The sequence below is a fragment of the Denitromonas ohlonensis genome, from assembly GCF_007625205.1.
GTDB lineage: Bacteria > Pseudomonadota > Gammaproteobacteria > Burkholderiales > Rhodocyclaceae > Nitrogeniibacter > Nitrogeniibacter ohlonensis.
In genome coordinates, this window is the sequence record NZ_VMNI01000005.1 from 76,716 (window position 1) to 92,680 (window position 15,965).

The 15,965-nt window shown below is 61.6% G+C and carries 16 protein-coding genes and 1 riboswitch; of the genes, 12 read left to right on the plus strand and 4 right to left on the minus strand.

Features of this window, described 5'->3' with window-relative positions; genetic code table 11:
• Window positions 1–50: 50 nt before the first annotated feature.
• Entirely contained in the window at window positions 51–803 is a 753-nt protein-coding gene (bluB, locus tag FHP89_RS05085; protein ID WP_144179501.1) for a 5,6-dimethylbenzimidazole synthase, read from the minus strand.
• Between the two features lie 48 nt (window positions 804–851).
• Window positions 852–1,059: riboswitch (cobalamin riboswitch) on the minus strand.
• Window positions 1,060–1,220: 161 nt separating this feature from the next.
• Window positions 1,221–2,666, minus strand: a complete 1,446-nt coding sequence (pyk, locus tag FHP89_RS05090; RefSeq protein ID WP_144179502.1) for a pyruvate kinase — start codon at window positions 2,664–2,666, stop codon at window positions 1,221–1,223.
• Between the two features lie 243 nt (window positions 2,667–2,909).
• Here pyk and FHP89_RS05095 point away from each other — a divergent pair, with 243 nt between their 5' ends.
• From FHP89_RS05095 to FHP89_RS05145, 11 genes are all read left to right on the plus strand, one after another.
• The gene (locus tag FHP89_RS05095; RefSeq protein WP_144179503.1) at window positions 2,910–3,677 is read left to right on the plus strand and encodes an SDR family NAD(P)-dependent oxidoreductase; all 768 of its coding nucleotides are present in this window, start codon (window positions 2,910–2,912) and stop codon (window positions 3,675–3,677) included.
• Window positions 3,678–3,817: 140 nt separating this feature from the next.
• A complete protein-coding gene (locus tag FHP89_RS05100) occupies window positions 3,818–6,286 on the plus strand; it encodes a heavy metal translocating P-type ATPase (protein ID WP_144179504.1) in 2,469 nt (822 codons plus the stop codon).
• A gap of 2 nt (window positions 6,287–6,288) precedes the next feature.
• A complete protein-coding gene (gene ccoS / locus FHP89_RS05105) occupies window positions 6,289–6,498 on the plus strand; it encodes a cbb3-type cytochrome oxidase assembly protein CcoS (protein WP_144179505.1) in 210 nt (69 codons plus the stop codon).
• A 367-nt stretch (window positions 6,499–6,865) separates the two neighbouring features.
• Window positions 6,866–8,290, plus strand: a complete 1,425-nt coding sequence (ccoN, locus tag FHP89_RS05110; RefSeq protein ID WP_144179506.1) for a cytochrome-c oxidase, cbb3-type subunit I — start codon at window positions 6,866–6,868, stop codon at window positions 8,288–8,290.
• Between the two features lie 15 nt (window positions 8,291–8,305).
• Window positions 8,306–8,926 (plus strand): cytochrome-c oxidase, cbb3-type subunit II, encoded by a 621-nt coding sequence (gene ccoO / locus FHP89_RS05115; RefSeq protein WP_144179507.1) that lies wholly within the window; start codon window positions 8,306–8,308, stop codon window positions 8,924–8,926.
• A 17-nt stretch (window positions 8,927–8,943) separates the two neighbouring features.
• The gene (locus tag FHP89_RS05120; RefSeq protein WP_144179508.1) at window positions 8,944–9,126 is read left to right on the plus strand and encodes a cbb3-type cytochrome oxidase subunit 3; all 183 of its coding nucleotides are present in this window, start codon (window positions 8,944–8,946) and stop codon (window positions 9,124–9,126) included.
• A gap of 4 nt (window positions 9,127–9,130) precedes the next feature.
• The gene (gene ccoP, locus FHP89_RS05125) at window positions 9,131–10,051 is read left to right on the plus strand and encodes a cytochrome-c oxidase, cbb3-type subunit III (RefSeq protein ID WP_144179509.1); all 921 of its coding nucleotides are present in this window, start codon (window positions 9,131–9,133) and stop codon (window positions 10,049–10,051) included.
• Window positions 10,052–10,146: 95 nt separating this feature from the next.
• Complete coding sequence (gene ccoG / locus FHP89_RS05130) at window positions 10,147–11,598, plus strand: cytochrome c oxidase accessory protein CcoG (RefSeq protein ID WP_144179510.1); 1,452 nt, start codon at window positions 10,147–10,149, stop codon at window positions 11,596–11,598.
• A gap of 14 nt (window positions 11,599–11,612) precedes the next feature.
• Entirely contained in the window at window positions 11,613–12,116 is a 504-nt protein-coding gene (locus FHP89_RS05135; RefSeq protein ID WP_186300390.1) for a FixH family protein, read from the plus strand.
• A 12-nt stretch (window positions 12,117–12,128) separates the two neighbouring features.
• Window positions 12,129–12,275 (plus strand): DUF3149 domain-containing protein, encoded by a 147-nt coding sequence (locus FHP89_RS05140; protein WP_144179512.1) that lies wholly within the window; start codon window positions 12,129–12,131, stop codon window positions 12,273–12,275.
• A 36-nt stretch (window positions 12,276–12,311) separates the two neighbouring features.
• Complete coding sequence (locus FHP89_RS05145) at window positions 12,312–12,557, plus strand: hypothetical protein (protein WP_144179513.1); 246 nt, start codon at window positions 12,312–12,314, stop codon at window positions 12,555–12,557.
• Window positions 12,558–12,690: 133 nt separating this feature from the next.
• On the opposite strand, the gene FHP89_RS05150 is transcribed toward FHP89_RS05145, so the two are convergent.
• Both FHP89_RS05150 and FHP89_RS05155 read right to left on the minus strand, forming a co-directional pair.
• Window positions 12,691–13,281: a hemerythrin domain-containing protein gene (locus FHP89_RS05150; protein WP_144179514.1), complete on the minus strand. Its 591-nt coding sequence runs from the start codon at window positions 13,279–13,281 to the stop codon at window positions 12,691–12,693.
• A gap of 16 nt (window positions 13,282–13,297) precedes the next feature.
• Window positions 13,298–13,741, minus strand: coding sequence for a universal stress protein (locus FHP89_RS05155; protein WP_144179515.1), 444 nt, complete (start codon window positions 13,739–13,741; stop codon window positions 13,298–13,300).
• A 260-nt stretch (window positions 13,742–14,001) separates the two neighbouring features.
• Here FHP89_RS05155 and FHP89_RS05160 point away from each other — a divergent pair, with 260 nt between their 5' ends.
• A complete protein-coding gene (locus FHP89_RS05160; protein WP_260851486.1) occupies window positions 14,002–15,657 on the plus strand; it encodes a PHA/PHB synthase family protein in 1,656 nt (551 codons plus the stop codon).
• Window positions 15,658–15,965 lie beyond the last annotated feature (308 nt).

Genomic DNA, 15,965 nt, shown 5'->3' on the forward strand with positions numbered 1-15,965 from the left:
CAAAACGCGATTATTTTACCGTGAGTGCCGCTGTTGCGGTGCGTCAGGCGTCACACGGGCGGAATGCCTTGCGAGGCCTTGGCCTGGCAGGCGCGGAGTTCGGCGTTCAGGCCATCGGCATTTTTGTCGGCGCCACCCCAGGTGTCGAAATGCAGTAGTTCTTCGAGCGGCAGGCGCTGGCGCCAACCGGCCGCTTCAAGTTCGGGCTTGTCGAAGAAATGGCTGACCTTGCCGATGCACAGGTAGGCCACCGGCATGATGCGCTCGGGCAGCTGCAGGATCTCGCGAATGGCCGATTGCTTGAAGATGCTCACCCAGCCCACGCCAAGGCCTTCGGCGCGCGCGGCCAGCCACAGGTTTTGTACGGCGCAGACCGAGCTGTAGATGTCCATCGCCTTGATATGCGTGCGGCCGATCACCACCGGGCCGGCGCGGTCGCGGTCGCAGGTGATGCACAGGTTGATCGGGGCTTCGACGATGCCTTCGAGGCGCAGGGTTTTGTAGGTCTCGCGCTGCTCGCCTTCGAACATGTCGGCGGCTTCGGCATTGGCGGTGGTGAAGGCGTCATGTACCTGCCGCTTGATCGCCGCGTCGCGCACCAGCACAAAGCTCCACGGTTGCATGAAGCCCACCGAGGGCGCGAAGTGGGCGGCGGTGAGGATGCGCGCCAGCATGTCGTCCGGCACCGGGTCGGGCAGGAACTGGCCGCGCACATCGCGGCGGGTGAGGATGTTGCGGTAGATGACGGCGCGATCGGCGTCGCTGAATTGATGGATGGCCTGGTGGCCTTGGGTCGCTTGCATGGAGTCCCCTTGATTCAAGCGTAGTGCACGGCGGCCGGGCCTGACCGCCGATAAAAACGCTCTCCGGCCGGTCTTCTGACTCGGGTTCAGCGTCTGCCGCGCCTTCCCGCCCGTTTGGGCAGTGGCATGTTGCGGCAGACATCCCCCTCACAGCGTTGGGCACGTTGCGGAATCGGCAGCCGGGGCAGGCCCCGCCGCCTCACCGCATTCCCGATTCTCCCGTCTTGAGACGGGCACCGGAAAGCGACATGAAAACGGCCGCCAGTCTAGCAGAGCGGCGGCCGTCGGGATCTTGCTGCGGTGCGGCGTCAAGCTTGGGCCGTTCCCGCCCGGCGCAGGGCCGCCCCAAGCCGGGCTGCGCCCCCTTGGGCGGCAGCGCAGACGCGCAGCGGCAAGCGTGGGGGCCGGTATTCTCTTTCAGTCGGCCGAGTTCGGTGCCGTGTGCTCGCCGACCCGCACGATCTTCAGCGTGTTGGTGCCGCCGGCGGTGCCGATTGGCTCGCCGATGGTGAGCACGATCAGGTCGCCGTAGGTGACCACGCCCTGGTCGATGAGGATGCGCTCGGCTTCCCACAACAGCATGTCGCGGTCCTGGTGTGGCTGCGACATGAGCAGCGGATACACCTCGCGGTACAGCGTCATCTGGTTGCGCGCGGCTTTTTCGGGCGTGAGGGCGTAGATCGGCACGCCGCTGTTGAGCCGGCTCATCCACAGCGCGGTGGAGCCGGTCTGGGTGAGGGCGGCGATGGCCTTGACCTTGAGGTGGTGGGCCGTCCAGATGGCGGCCATGGCGATGGATTGGTCGATGCGGGTGAAGGTACGGTTGAGCACATCGCGGTCGAGCGTCACCTCCGATGACTTCTCGGCTTCCAGGCAGACCCGCGACATGGCTTCGACCACTTCGACCGGGAAGCTGCCGGCGGCAGTCTCGGCCGACAGCATGACGGCGTCGGTGCCGTCGAGCACGGCGTTGGCCACGTCGGACACCTCGGCGCGGGTGGGTACCGGGCTGGTGATCATCGACTCCATCATCTGGGTGGCGGTGATGGTCAGTTTGTTTTTCTCGCGGGCGGCGCGAATCATCTTCTTTTGCAGCGCCGGCACGGCCGCGTCGCCCACTTCGACGGCCAGGTCGCCGCGCGCCACCATGATGCCGTCGGAGGCGTCGAGGATTTCTTCCAGGTTGGTAACCGCCTCGGTGCGCTCGATCTTGGCAATCAGCAGCGCCTTGCCGCCGGCGGCGCGCATCAGTTGGCGGGCCATGTACATGTCGGCCGCGCTCTTGGGAAAGGACACGGCGATGAAATCCACGCCGATCTTGGCCGCGGTGCGCACATCGTCCATGTCCTTGGCGGTCAGCGCCGGGGCCGAGAGGCCGCCGCCCTGGCGGTTGATGCCCTTGTTGTTGGAGAGCAGGCCGCCGACGCGGACGGTGCAGTGAATGGCGGTGCCGATCACTTTCTCGACGCTGACCTTGAGCCGGCCATCGTCGAGCAGCAGGATGTCGCCAGGGCCGACATCGCCGGGCAGGTCGGGATAGTCGAGGCCGACACGGGTTTCGTCACCCAGTTCGCAGGTGGCGTCGAGAATGAAGGCCGCGTCTTTCTTGAGCGTGACCTTGCCGTCGGCAAACTTGCCAACCCGGATCTTTGGTCCTTGCAAGTCGGCCAGAATGCCGACCGGCCGCCGGGTGCGTGCGCTCACCTCGCGAATGGCGTTGGCGCGGGCAATGTGATCTTCGGCCGTGCCGTGCGAGAAATTCATGCGTACCACATCCACCCCGGCATGCACCATGGCTTCGAGGACGGTGGGGTCGGAAGAGGCAGGGCCGAGCGTGGCGACGATCTTGGTGTGGCGAGACATGTGGCGTCCTGTTGTTGTGATGTGGGCGACGGTAGCGTTCTATTCTAGCGGCTGTGCTGGTCTTGGGCACGACAGGCGTCGTGACAGCGGCTATCTGGCACGTTCCTGCCGGTCGTCTCTTTGGCAGGACTGTGCGTGAGCCACGTGGCATGCTGCGCTGATCGATTGGCGAGCGGGAAGCATGTTGACGTTGACGTCAACGTCGCTTATTGTGTTCCGGATAACTTTTTCGAGGGCAGGGCGATGGATTTGAAAGGCAGTGTTTTTGTCGTAACCGGCGGCGGCTCAGGATTGGGCGCCGCGACGGCACAGATGGTGGTCGAGGCCGGCGGTAGCGTGGTGTTGGTGGATGTAAACGTCGAAGCCGGCGAAGCACGCGCAGCCGAACTGGGCGCTGCGGCACGCTTCGTAACAACTGACGTGACGGATGAAAGCAGCGCTCGCGCCGCTTTTGCCGCGGCAGCCGAAGCCTTTGGCCCGGTCACCGGCCTGGTGAACTGCGCGGGTGTGGCGCCGGCAGAGAAAGTGCTTGGGCGCGAAGGCGCGCACCGCCTGGATTCCTTTGCCAAGGTGGTCGGGATCAACCTGATCGGCACCTTCAACATGATCCGTCTGGCCGCCGAAGCGATGAGCCAGAACACGCCCAACGCGATGGGCGAACGTGGCGTGATCGTCAGCACCGCCTCCGTGGCCGCCTTTGATGGTCAGATCGGTCAGGCGGCCTATGCCGCATCGAAAGGCGGCGTGGTGGCGCTGACCTTGCCGGTGGCGCGCGAGCTGGCGCGCTCGGGCATTCGCGTGATGACCATCGCGCCGGGCATCATGGAAACACCGATGCTGATGGGCATGCCGGCCGAAGTGCAGGACGCGCTGGGCAAGATGGTGCCCTTCCCCTCGCGCATGGGCAAGCCGTCGGAGTACGCGGCGCTGGTGCGTCACATCGCCGAGAACAGCTATCTGAATGGCGAGGTGATTCGTCTGGATGGCTCGATCCGCATGGCGCCGAAGTAATCTCGCGGTGTTGTCGGACAAAAACGCGACCCGGGTGGTCGCGTTTTTCATGGGCGTGCGGTTTGGGGCGTTCGCGCAAGTGTGATACAAGGCGTCGGTTGGTGCGGCGCAATGTGCACCGAGGTTTTTCATCGAGGTTTATGGTGTCTGATCGATCCGACGCGGCGGTTGATGACAGCGGCGAGTGCTACCACTGCGGCCTGCCCGCGACTGACGGTGTCCGTTACGACGTGGTGATTGGCGGCGAGCGCCGTCACATGTGTTGTGCGGGGTGTCAGGCGGTGGCGCAGGCGATCGTGGACACCGGCCTGACCGACTACTACCGCCATCGCGACGCCTTGCCCGAGTCGCGCAAGGAAGCGCTGCCCGAGGCGCTCGGCGAGCTCGGGCTGTTTGATCATCCCGACTTCCAGAAGACCTTCGTTCGCCCCCTTAGCGAGCGCAGTCGCGAGGCTTCGCTCTTGCTCGAGGGCATTACCTGCGCGGCCTGTGTGTGGCTGAACGAGCAGCATGTGGCGCGGCTGCCTGGCGTTGAAGCGATCGAGATCAACTACGCGACCCGCCGTGCCCGCGTCCGCTGGGACGCCGAGCGGGTCAAGCTGTCAGACATTCTCGGTGCCATTCAGGCCATCGGTTACCGCGCCTATCCCTATGACGAAGCCCGCTCGGAGGAGATCGCCCGGCGCGAGCGCCGCAGCGCCCTGTGGCGCCTGTTTGTGGCTGGTTTCGGGATGATGCAGGTGATGATGTACGCCATCCCCGCCTATGTCGCGGGCGAGGGCGACATCACCGCCGATATCGACCAGCTCTTGCGCTGGGCCAGCCTGGTGCTGACCGTGCCGGTGGTGCTGTACTCGGCCGCGCCCTTCTTTCAGCGGGCCTGGCGCGATGTACGCCTGATGCGCCTCGGCATGGATGTGCCGGTGGCGCTAGGGGTCGGCAGCGCCTTTGCAGCGAGTTGCTACGCCACGGTGATTGCCTCGGGCGAGGTGTATTTCGACTCGGTGGCGATGTTTGTGTTCTTCCTGCTGTGTGGTCGCTATTTAGAGATGATCGCGCGGCAGAAGGCCGTGCGCGGCGTCGAGGCCCTGGGCAAAGTCTTGCCGGCGTTTGCCGAGCGGGTGCTGGTCGATGGCAGCGATGAGCGCGTGCCCGTGTCGACGCTGGTGCCGGGTGACCGTGTGCGGGTGAAGCCGGGCGAGGCGATTCCTGCGGACGGGCGGGTGCTCGAGGGTGAAAGTGCGGCCGATGAATCCTTGCTGACCGGCGAGAGCCGGCCGGTGCCCAAGTCGGTCGGTGCGGTGGTGACGGGCGGCAGCTTGAACATCAGCAGCCCGGTGGTGGTGGAGGTCGAGCAGGTTGGCGACGCCACGCGCCTGGCCGCCATTTTGCGATTGATGGAGCGCGCCGCCACCGAGAAGCCGCAACTGGTGCGGCAGGCTGACCGCATCGCGGGCTATTTCATCGCGGCGCTGCTGGTGCTGGCGGTATCGGCCGGCATCGGCTGGTATCTGGTGGATGCTGATCGCGCGTTGTGGGTGTTTGTGTCGGTGCTGGTGGTGAGCTGTCCTTGCGCCCTGTCGCTGGCCACGCCGGCAGCGCTCACGGTGGCGTCGGATGCACTGGCTCGGCGCGGCGTGCTGGTCACCCGCGGCCACGCGATTGAAGCACTGGCGAGCGCCGATACCATCATGTTCGACAAGACGGGCACGCTGACCGAGGGCGCGGTGCGTCTGGCGGACATACATACCGCCGACGGCGTGGATCGACAGATCGCGCTGGCCATCGCCGCGGCGCTCGAGCAGGGCTCGGAGCATGCCATCGCCTCCGGTGTCCGCGCGGCTTCGAAAGGCGTGCGCAAGCAGGCCATGGCCGTCATCGCGCAGACCGGGCGCGGCGTCGAAGGCGTGATCGATGGGCAGCGTTATCGCATCGGACGCGAGGATTTTGTCGAAGAGTTGGCGCGCTCTCCGTTGCCGGTGGCGCTCCGTGCCGCCCCGGGCGACGTTCGGACGCCCGTGTTTTTGGGCGGCGACAAAGGCTGGCTGGCCATCTTGCTGCTGGAGGACGAGACCCGGCCGCAGGCGCGCGAGGCGCTGCAGTGGATGGCCTCTCACGGTCTGGCGCTCGGCATTCTGAGCGGCGATGCGCCGCAGACGGTCAAGGCCTTTGCGGAAAAGCTCGGTGTGGCGAATGCCTCTGGCGGGCTGTCACCGCAGGACAAGCATGCGGCCATCGAGACGCTTCAGGCGCAGGGGCGCGTGGTGGCGATGGTCGGTGATGGCGTCAATGACGCGCCGGTGCTCGCCAAGGCGCATGTGTCGATTGCGATGGGCGAGGGCACCGAGCTGGCCCGGACGCACGCTGATATCGTCCTGCTGGGCGGTCAGATGATGGCGCTGACCGAGGGCATTGTGCTGGCGCGGCGCACACTGAAGATCATCCGGCAAAACCTGTTCTGGTCATTCGGCTACAATTTTCTGGCCATTCCGCTGGCCGTGGCAGGGTGGGTGACGCCTTGGATGGCGGGTATCGGCATGTCAGCCAGCTCCCTTTTTGTCGTGCTCAACGCTTTGCGTTTGCAGCGTGGACGCTCGGCGCGTGAGTGATCATGGATAGCTTGTATTTGCTGATTCCACTTTCCGTCTTCCTGGTCTTTGTGATCGGCCTGCTGTTCTGGTGGTCGGTGCGCTCGGGGCAGTTCGACGACCTCGAGGGGCCCGCGTATAGAATGATGATGGACGACGATAAACCGCCGTCGGCGAAGGATGCCGACGGTCCGGCCGGAAATACCCCAAAAAACGGGCGGGACGTCGGCTGATTGATCGCATCTCGGCTGACTATTTTTCCAGATTGATCCATGTCAACGCCCCTATTTTGCGCATAGTCATACTACGCACATGGGTATTGGCATGTGCCGCGCCGACGCGGCGCTGGCGTGCCAGCCAAACGGTTTCAAGTCTCTCTGTTGGGGTTGGGGGTGCGTGCAAACGCACCCTTTTTTTTGCGCCTCGTATACCCTTAACCCCCATAGCGTCAAGGCTTTGCGCGCATCTTGCAGTGCAATACAATATTGACCTGTATCAAAAGCTCGACCCGGTCTAGGGGTATCCTTCGTCCGGTGCATATTCGGCAGCCATGCCAGTATGCAGGGGGGTTCCAGGTTTTAATTCTAAGAGGTGACTCACATGCAATCGCAAGCGACTTACAACTATAAAGTCGTGCGCCAGTTCGCCATCATGACGGTGGTGTGGGGGATCGTGGGCATGCTGGTCGGCGTGATCGTCGCAGCACAGCTCGTATGGCCCGAACTGAACTTCGCCGAGTGGTTCCACTTTGGTCGACTGCGCCCGTTACACACAAACGCCGTGATCTTTGCCTTTGGCGGCTGTGCGCTGTTTGCAACGTCTTACTATGTGGTGCAACGCACGAACCATGTGCCCTTGTTTGCACCCAAGTTGGCATCATTTACGTTCTGGGGATGGCAACTCGTCATCTTGCTCGCCGCGATCACCTTGCCGCTGGGGATTACCACCAGCAAGGAATACGCCGAGCTCGAGTGGCCGATCGATCTGTTGATTGCGGTCGTGTGGGTGTCTTACGCGATCGTCTTCTTCGGGACCATCGCCAAGCGCAAGACGTCGCACATTTATGTGGCCAACTGGTTCTACGGTGCATTCATCCTTGCGGTGGCTTTGCTGCATATCGTCAATAGCGCGGCGATTCCGGTCAGCCTGACCAAGTCCTACTCCGCCTATGCGGGTGTGCAGGATGCGATGATCCAGTGGTGGTACGGCCACAATGCGGTAGGCTTCTTCCTGACCGCTGGCTTCTTGGGCATGATGTATTACTTTGTGCCAAAGCAGGCCGACCGTCCGGTCTATTCCTATCGCCTGTCGGTGGTGCACTTTTGGGCGCTGATCTTCACTTACATGTGGGCCGGCCCTCACCACCTGCACTACACGGCGTTGCCGGACTGGACTCAGTCTGTGGGCATGGTTTTCTCGCTGATTCTGCTGGCACCGTCGTGGGGCGGCATGATCAACGGCATCATGACCTTGTCGGGCGCGTGGCATAAGCTCCGTACTGATCCGATTCTCAAATTCCTGATCACCTCGCTGTCCTTCTACGGCATGTCGACCTTCGAAGGTCCGATGATGTCGGTGAAAACCGTGAATGCGCTGTCGCATTACACCGACTGGACCGTCGGTCATGTGCACTCGGGCGCACTTGGCTGGGTGGCCATGGTGTCGATTGGTGCGATGTACTACCTGCTGCCGCGTATGTACGGCAAGACTGAAATGTATTCGACCAAGCTGATCACGACCCACTTCTGGATCGCGACCATCGGTGTCGTTTTGTACATTGCCTCGATGTGGATTGCCGGTGTTATGCAGGGCCTGATGTGGCGTGCCACCAACCCGGATGGCACATTGACCTACTCCTTCGTTGAGTCGGTCAAGGCCAGCTATCCGTTCTGGTCGATCCGTCTGCTCGGTGGTGTGCTCTTCCTCGGCGGCATGCTTCTCATGTTCTACAACATGGTGAAGACGATCGCTGGTCAGAAAGCCTACAGCGCACCGGTGGTCGCGCCGCAGGCCGCACACGCCTAATCCGGAGAGACGAAAATGGCTCAATCGAAGCATGATTTTATCGAGCGCAGCGTCGGTTGGATGATCGTCCTGACGCTGTTGGTGATCAGTATTGGTGGTCTGGTGGAAATCGTTCCGCTGTTCTTCCAGAAATCGACGACGACGCCGACCAACGAAATAGTCAAACCCTACGATCCGGTCAGTCTGGTCGGGCGGGACGTGTATATCCGCGAAGGTTGCTACAACTGCCATTCGCAGATGATTCGTCCTTTCCGTGCCGAAACCGAGCGCTATGGCCACTATTCGGTCGCTGGTGAGTTTGTCTATGACCATCCTTTCCAGTGGGGGTCCAAGCGTACCGGGCCGGATCTGGCTCGTGTCGGCGGTCGTTATTCGGACGAATGGCATCGTATTCACCTGAACAACCCGCGCGACGTGGTGCCTGAGTCGAACATGCCGGCTTTTCCGTGGCTGGAGCGTCCGGTCTCGGTGAGCGACATCGAAGACAAGATGCGCGCGTTGAACATGGTTGGTCTGCACAAGTATTCGGACGAGGAGATTGCCGGCGCCAAGGCGGCCCTCGAAGGCAAGACCGAGATGGATGCCGTGATCGCGTACCTTCAGGGTATGGGTCTCGCGCTTCAGAACGTGCAGTGACAGGGTGAGGTGGCGTCGTGGAACTCAATGATCTGCGTTCAATCCTGACGGTGCTGGGTTTGGTGTGTTTCCTGGGGATTTGTTTCTGGGCGTACAGCAAGTCGGCAAAGCAGGGGTTTGACGAAGCGGCGCAACTGCCCTTCACCGATGACGATCTGCCGGTCCGGAAAGATCCGGGCCAGCAACGGAAGGAAGGATAAGAAAATGGCTGACTTTGTGAGCGGCTTCTGGAATGCTTACGTCATGGTTCTCGTGAGCCTGAGTATCGCGTTCTGTGTATTCATTCTGATGTCCAATATGGGCGAAGGAAAAGGCGCCCGGAAGGGCGAAAAGGTCGAACTGCACGGACACGTGTGGGACGAAACGCTGGCGGAGTACAATAATCCGCTGCCGCAGTGGTGGAAGTACCTGTACTGGATCACCGTGTTTTTCGCGATCTTCTATATGGCGGCTTACCCGGGTTTCGGTAACGTTAAAGGCTTCCTGAACTGGTCGTCCGCCGGTCAGTACGACGGAGAAATGACCAAAGCGGAGGCGACCTACGCACCGATCTTCAAAAAGTATGCGGAAATGGATCTGGCGGCTGTTGCGGCGGACCCGGAAGCCAAGGCCATGGGGCGTCGTCTGTTCCTGACCTACTGTGCGCAGTGTCATGGCGGTGACGCGCGGGGTGCCAAGGGCTTCCCGAACCTGGCCGACAATGATTGGCTGTATGGCGGCGAACCCGATGTGATCAAGACTACGATCCTTGGCGGCCGTCAGGGCATCATGCCGCCGATGGGCGCAGCCCTGGGCGGCGACGGCACTGAAGATGTGGCCAACTATGTGCGCTCGCTCTCCGGTCTGGCCCATGACTCGCTGCGCGCCGGTCGCGGAAAGGAAATGTTCGAGCAGAACTGTGCGGCCTGCCACGGTGCGGATGGCAAGGGGATGCACGCCGTCGGCGCGCCGAACCTGACTGACGAAACCTGGCTGTATGGTTCGTCGAAGGCCACTATCATCGAGACCATTACCAAGGGTCGCAGCAACCGGATGCCAGCGTTCGAAGCCTTCTTGGGCAACGACAAAACGCATCTTCTGGCCGCCTATGTGTACGGGTTGTCGGACAAGGCGGGCGCCAAGTAATACTGTCAGTCTGTCTTTTGAAAGCGCAGGTCTCCCCGGGTACGCCCGGGGATATTTGCGGCAACAAAATTAGAACATATTGATATTGCGATCTCATGACAAACCCCACTCCCCAGCCCATCAAAATCGTGCCTCCCAAAAAGAAAGCGGCCGCGTTGGAAGGCCAGGAGGGTTCGCTCTACGAGGCGCGCAAGAAAATCTATGTGCGGGCCATCAGTGGTGTGTTCACCAACTGGCGATGGATTCTGGTGTGGGTTACGCAGTTGCTGTATTACGGCCTGCCGTGGTTGCAGTGGAACGGTCGGCAGGCAGTGCTGTTTCATCTGGTCGAGCGCAAGTTCTATATCTTTGGCTGGGTGTTCTGGCCGCAGGATGTGTTCTTTCTGGCGATCCTGCTGATCATTTCCGCTTACGCGCTGTTCTTCTTTACCGCCGTGGCGGGTCGATTGTGGTGTGGCTATGCTTGCCCGCAAACGGTCTACACCGAGATATTCCTCTGGATCGAGGAGAAGATCGAGGGCGACCGGAACAAGCGCATGAAGCTGGACAACGCGCCCATGAGCGCGCGCAAGTTCCGGCTCAAGGCAAGCAAGCATGCGGTCTGGGCGGCTGTCGCCTTGTGGACCGGCTTTACCTTTGTGGCCTACTTCACGCCGCTCAAGGAATTGCTGGCGTCCTTCTCGCCCTTTAGCTTTGGCGGGTGGGAGATTTTCTGGATTCTGTTCTACGGTGCTTTCACCTACTTCTTCGCCGGCATCATGCGCGAACAGGTGTGCAAGTACATGTGCCCGTATGCTCGCTTTCAAGGCGTGATGTTCGACCCGGATACCTTGGTCATCACTTATGACGAAGAGCGCGGCGAGCCGAGAGGGGCGCGCAAGAAGGGTGTCGATCCGGCCTCGGTCGGCAAGGGCGACTGCGTCGATTGCGGTATCTGTGTTCAGGTGTGCCCGACGGGCATCGACATCCGTGATGGCTTGCAGTACGAGTGTATTGGTTGTGCGGCATGTATCGATGCCTGCGACCAGGTCATGGACAAAATGGACTACCCGCGCGGCCTGATCCGCTACTCAACCGAGAACGCGATCAAGAAGCACTGGGGGCGCAAGGAAATCCTTGGCCATGTGATGCGGCCGAGAACCCTGATTTATGGTGGCATTCTGGCGGCCGTGTGTCTGGCCTTTGTCTGGGGCCTGGCGACGCGCGAGCCCTTGCGAATGGACATCATCCGCGACCGTGCGACGCTCTCCCGCGAGGTGGCCGGGGGCTTTATCGAGAACGTCTATCAGCTTCAGGTCATGAACATGACCGAGGCGCCGCGGAGTTTCGACGTGACCGTCGACGGGCTCGATGGCATCCGGATATCTGACTTCAGCGGCAAGATCGACGTCGCACCGGCAACGATGCAGGCCGTGACGGTGCGGGTTCAGGTGCCCGTCGATACGGGTGAGCCCGGCTCGTCGAATGTGATCCATTTTGAAATCAAGGCGAGCGATGACACCTCCGTCGGTGTGCGTGAAGCCTCCACTTTTCTGTTGCCCCGTTGAGTATGAGTATGAGCATGGCTCTGAATAAAACTGCGTCGCCCTGGTTTCGCCAAGCCTGGCCCTGGTTTCTGGTGTCGCTGCCTGCGACGGCCGTGATTGCCGGGTTCATCACGCTCTGGCTGGCGGTCGAGTCCGACGATGGCTTGGTGGCTGACGACTACTACAAGCAAGGGCTCGCGCTGCAGCAATCGATTGTGCGCGACCACGAAGCCGCGCGCCTCGGACTGGCGGCCAAGCTCCGGTTCGACGGCGGCCAGATCGCGCTGAGCTTGTCGAGTAACGACGGCGCTGCGCCAGCGACCGTGTTCCTGCGGCTGGTGCATCCGACCCAGCCAGATATGGATCGCGCCATTTCGCTGGTGGGTGATAACGGAAACTACACGGCAAGCACCGACGCGCTGGACGGGCGTTGGCAAGTCTTGCTCGAAGACGAGTCCCGCGCATGGCGTTTGACCGGGACCATTGAACTCCCCGCAGAGACAGAAGTGCGCCTGGCGGCGCAAAAACCTGTGAACTGAAGGAGAAGCATCATGGCTTTCAAGGAATTGTTCAGTACCGATATCGGTTTGCTGAGCGTCTTTACCATTGCGTTCATCATCGGCATGGCGGTTTTTCTCGGGCGCTACGTCAAGCAGCATGTCGAGGAAGATGAGCGCACCCACGGTCAAGGGCAGTAAGCACCGCGACCGCTGCGGATCAGACAGGGATCAAGCATGAAACAGATTCTCGTATTTTGGCCATCATTTCTAGTGGCCGGCATTGCTGAGATGGTGTTTTTTACAGTGATGGATCCGCAGCAGTTGTATCTGTTCGGACAGCCCGTTGAGTTCTCGCCGATCGCGACGTATTCGATCGGCTTCTTCGGCTTCTGGCTGGTATGTGCGGCCTCCAGCATGCTGACGGTGTTCTTTCAGCGTTCGGCAGATGATCTTAACCGGAGCAGTGGCTCAGCGGGCTGAGGCGCGCGTCAACAAGGGGCGGTGATGGCGGCGATGGGCTGCGCACACTGAGCGTCAACAGTGTGCCGAGCGTGTCGCCGGCAATCCACGGACCGACGCCTGTCGGGTACGGAAGCGCCGGATGCTTCTGGCGTCAGTTGCCTGGTGACGGGCCGACACCGATCGGTGGCGGCGCCAGTGTCACGATGCGTGAGAACAGGGCGCTGAATTCATTCTCGGCATCGGCGCTGAAGCGCGGATCACCGTTTTCGCCGAAGGCTTCGGCGATCTCCACCCAGTCTGCGTCGGTCAGGTGCTTTTGGGCCAGCGGCAACAACACCTTCTCTTCGAGCGCCATGTGCTGCCACATGGCTTCGGTGAAGGCGTCAACCGCTTCGCCAAAGGCGGCCAGACCGCCGGGCTCGCCGGCTTCGTAAGCATCCAGTTGCGTGTGGAGGGCGGTGACCAGTTGCCCGCCGTCTTGATGCTGCCTGGTCAGTTCCTCGACCACCTCATCGGCTTCGTGTGTCCGGGTCAGCAGGCGAGCAAAGACGTAGACGTCTTCCTTGGGGTGGTGCAGCCGTTCGGGGAAGTTGTCGATGTAGTGCAGCATCGCGCGCAGCACCTTGAAATTGGCGCGTGCGCCATTGCTGCGCGCGTCGTTGACGAGGTATTTCAGGCCATGAACGATCGCCGCCAGTGAGCGGTGTTCTTCTTGAATGATATTGATGGCGGTATTGAACATGGCTTGCCTCCCTCGCTTAGCGGAACACCAGTACCGGAATCTTGGTGTGAGTCAGCACTTTTTGTGTTTCGCTGCCTAGCAGCAGGCTGGCCAGACCGCGACGGCCGTGCGACGCCATGAAAATGAGATCGCAGCCATGGCGCTCGGCGGCGCTGATGATGGCCTCGTAGGGCACTTCATTGACGACGGTGTCGGTGTTGCAACTGACGCCCACCGCCTCGGTCTTGCTCCTTGCGCTGGCGAGAATCTTTTGGGCTTCTTCTTCTGCGCCCTTGGCGAACTGTTCCGGCGTGGTGGGGTCGATCAGTGCGCCTTCGCCATAGATTGGCATCGGAAAGTCGGGCTGGGCATAGAAAAACGTGATCTGTGCACCAGCGTCCTTGGCAAACGAGATGGCACGGTTGACGGTGGCTTCGGAGATGTCGGAGCCGTCAGTAGGCACCAGCAGATGCTTGAACATGGTCTTGCTCCTTTTCGAATGGTCGTAATGATTATAGTCGTCGCATGGCGAAAACCGTGATTGACGCCGATCAAACACCGCGGGGAGTAGCAGCGCACAATGATCCCTCAGGCATGCCGACAGCACACGACAAACGATGTGCTCAATAGGAGTTTCGTATGAACACGCGGCGACGCACCGATGCGGGGGCGAATCACAAACTGGCACCGGTTCAAGTGGCCGATCAGGCACTTCGCCAGCTTCATGTGCAGTGGGAGTCGATGGTTGATCCCATGGGCGTGTTTGCGCCCCTGGTGCACGCCCAGCTTGGCTGGTGGTCCCATCCGCAGGAGCTGGCTGAATCGATGGTCGGCTTTTCGGGGCATCTGTGGGCCTTGCAGTGGCATAGCCTGCGACGCATGATCGGCGCGCCCAGTGTTGACCCCGTGCGGCCTCACGAGGGCGATACGCGCTTCGATGACCCGGTCTGGCACGATTCGGCGACCTGGGATCTGGTCAAATCGTGGTACCTGATGACCACCCGCCACACGCAAGACATGCTTTACAGCACACCGGGCCTGTCGAATGCCGAGCGCCGGCGCGCGGCGTTCTGGTGGCGGAATTGGCTGAACGCCGTGGCGCCCACCAATTTTCTGATGACCAACCCGGTGGCGCTGCGCAAGGCCGCCGAGACTCTGGGCGGCAGCTTGCACGCCGGATACCGGAACTTTATTGATGACATGCAGGCCGGCATGGTGCGCATGAGTGATCCGGACGGGTTCAAGGTCGGCGGCAACCTGGCGACGACGCCGGGCGAGGTGGTGTTTCGCAACGCCCTGGTCGAAGTCATCCACTACGCGCCGACCCGTGGCCGGGTCCGCGCCCGACCCGTGGTCATCATCACGCCCTGGATCAACAAGTTCTACATCCTGGATCTGAACGAGCGCAAAAGCATGGTGCGCTATCTGCTCGATCAGGGGCTGGATGTCTACATCACGAGCTGGAAGAACCCCAGCGCGGATCAGCGTGAGGTCAGCTTCGACGACTACATCGTCGATGGCGTGCACGCCACGATCGAGGCCGCGCGCACACAAAGCGGCCAAGCGACGGTTCACGCGGTTGGCTACTGCATTGGCGGCACTGCCTTGTCGACCTATATGGCCTGGGCCAATCGGCGCTTCGGCGCCGAGGCGATGCCGGTGGCTGACTGGACCTTGCTCACCACGCTGGTCGATTTTCGCAAACCGGGTGATATCGAGGTGTTTGTCGATGAGGCGAGCGTCAATTTCATCACCACCGGCATGGCGCGCAAAGGCTATCTGGACGGTGGGCAGATGGCCTCGGCTTTTCGCTTGCTGCGCTCCAACTCGTTGATCTGGCACTTCGCGGTGCAAAGCTGGCTGTATGGTGAAAAACTGCCGGCCTTCGATGTGCTGTTCTGGAATATGGACACCACCCGCATGCCGTATCGCATGCACGCGTGGTACTTGCGTGAGCTCTATCTGCACAATCGCCTGATTGAACCCAACGCCCTGACCGTCGCCGGTGAGCCGATCGATTTGAACCAGATCGCCCAACCCTTGTATGTGGTGTCGGCAGAGGACGATCACATCGCACCCTGGCAGCAAACCTTCCGCATCATTCACTTTGTTACCGCCGAAAAACGGTTTGTGCTGTCGAGCTCCGGACACATTCTGGGAATCGTCAATCCGCCCACCAAGCCGGCAAAGCGCCGGTACTGGGCCGAGACCGCCCATCGGGCTGACCGTTGGGAGGCGTGGCGCGAACGTGCGACATCGACCGACGGCAGCTGGTGGGAGGACTGGATGCGCTGGCTCAAGCCGCGCAGCGGCGCGCTCGTCCGGGCGCGGCCGGCGGTCGATGCCGAGCACCCCAGCCTCGCACCGGCGCCAGGCGTGTATGTGCACGAACACTGAGCGCGCCTGAGGCTCGCGTCGCGGCGGGGCAACACAGGCATGGGGCGCCGATTCGCGGACGCGCGCGGCATGATCTCAAGACTGTGCTTGCACCAATATTACGCGTCCACGGGCGCCAGACGGGTGCACCCCGGGGCGTCTTCCCATGATTCTGGAAGCGGCAGCTGATCGCTTGTGCCCGCCAGCAAAAAATTGAATATTCAAAAGGTTCTGTGGCTAACGGCGATCAGCGCGCAGGTGAGAACGCTACGCACACGATTGCACGGTTGGCGGGCTGCCCGGCCGCGTTACTCCTCCTTGCAACGTGC

Bases quoted from the DNA above. Each gene is read 5' to 3' on its own strand.
- FHP89_RS05155 (WP_144179515.1), bottom strand. From the start codon at position 13,741: ATGTTCAAGCATCTGCTGGTGCCTACTGACGGCTCCGACATCTCCGAA.
- ccoS (WP_144179505.1), top strand. From the start codon at position 6,289: ATGGATAGCTTGTATTTGCTGATTCCACTTTCCGTCTTCCTGGTCTTT.
- FHP89_RS05150 (WP_144179514.1), bottom strand. From the start codon at position 13,281: ATGTTCAATACCGCCATCAATATCATTCAAGAAGAACACCGCTCACTG.
- FHP89_RS05095 (WP_144179503.1), top strand. From the start codon at position 2,910: ATGGATTTGAAAGGCAGTGTTTTTGTCGTAACCGGCGGCGGCTCAGGA.
- FHP89_RS05160 (WP_260851486.1), top strand. From the start codon at position 14,002: ATGGTTGATCCCATGGGCGTGTTTGCGCCCCTGGTGCACGCCCAGCTT.
- FHP89_RS05135 (WP_186300390.1), top strand. From the start codon at position 11,613: ATGGCTCTGAATAAAACTGCGTCGCCCTGGTTTCGCCAAGCCTGGCCC.
- FHP89_RS05145 (WP_144179513.1), top strand. From the start codon at position 12,312: ATGAAACAGATTCTCGTATTTTGGCCATCATTTCTAGTGGCCGGCATT.
- FHP89_RS05100 (WP_144179504.1), top strand. From the start codon at position 3,818: ATGGTGTCTGATCGATCCGACGCGGCGGTTGATGACAGCGGCGAGTGC.
- ccoG (WP_144179510.1), top strand. From the start codon at position 10,147: ATGACAAACCCCACTCCCCAGCCCATCAAAATCGTGCCTCCCAAAAAG.
- ccoN (WP_144179506.1), top strand. From the start codon at position 6,866: ATGCAATCGCAAGCGACTTACAACTATAAAGTCGTGCGCCAGTTCGCC.
- ccoO (WP_144179507.1), top strand. From the start codon at position 8,306: ATGGCTCAATCGAAGCATGATTTTATCGAGCGCAGCGTCGGTTGGATG.
- ccoP (WP_144179509.1), top strand. From the start codon at position 9,131: ATGGCTGACTTTGTGAGCGGCTTCTGGAATGCTTACGTCATGGTTCTC.
- bluB (WP_144179501.1), bottom strand. From the start codon at position 803: ATGCAAGCGACCCAAGGCCACCAGGCCATCCATCAATTCAGCGACGCC.
- FHP89_RS05140 (WP_144179512.1), top strand. From the start codon at position 12,129: ATGGCTTTCAAGGAATTGTTCAGTACCGATATCGGTTTGCTGAGCGTC.
- pyk (WP_144179502.1), bottom strand. From the start codon at position 2,666: ATGTCTCGCCACACCAAGATCGTCGCCACGCTCGGCCCTGCCTCTTCC.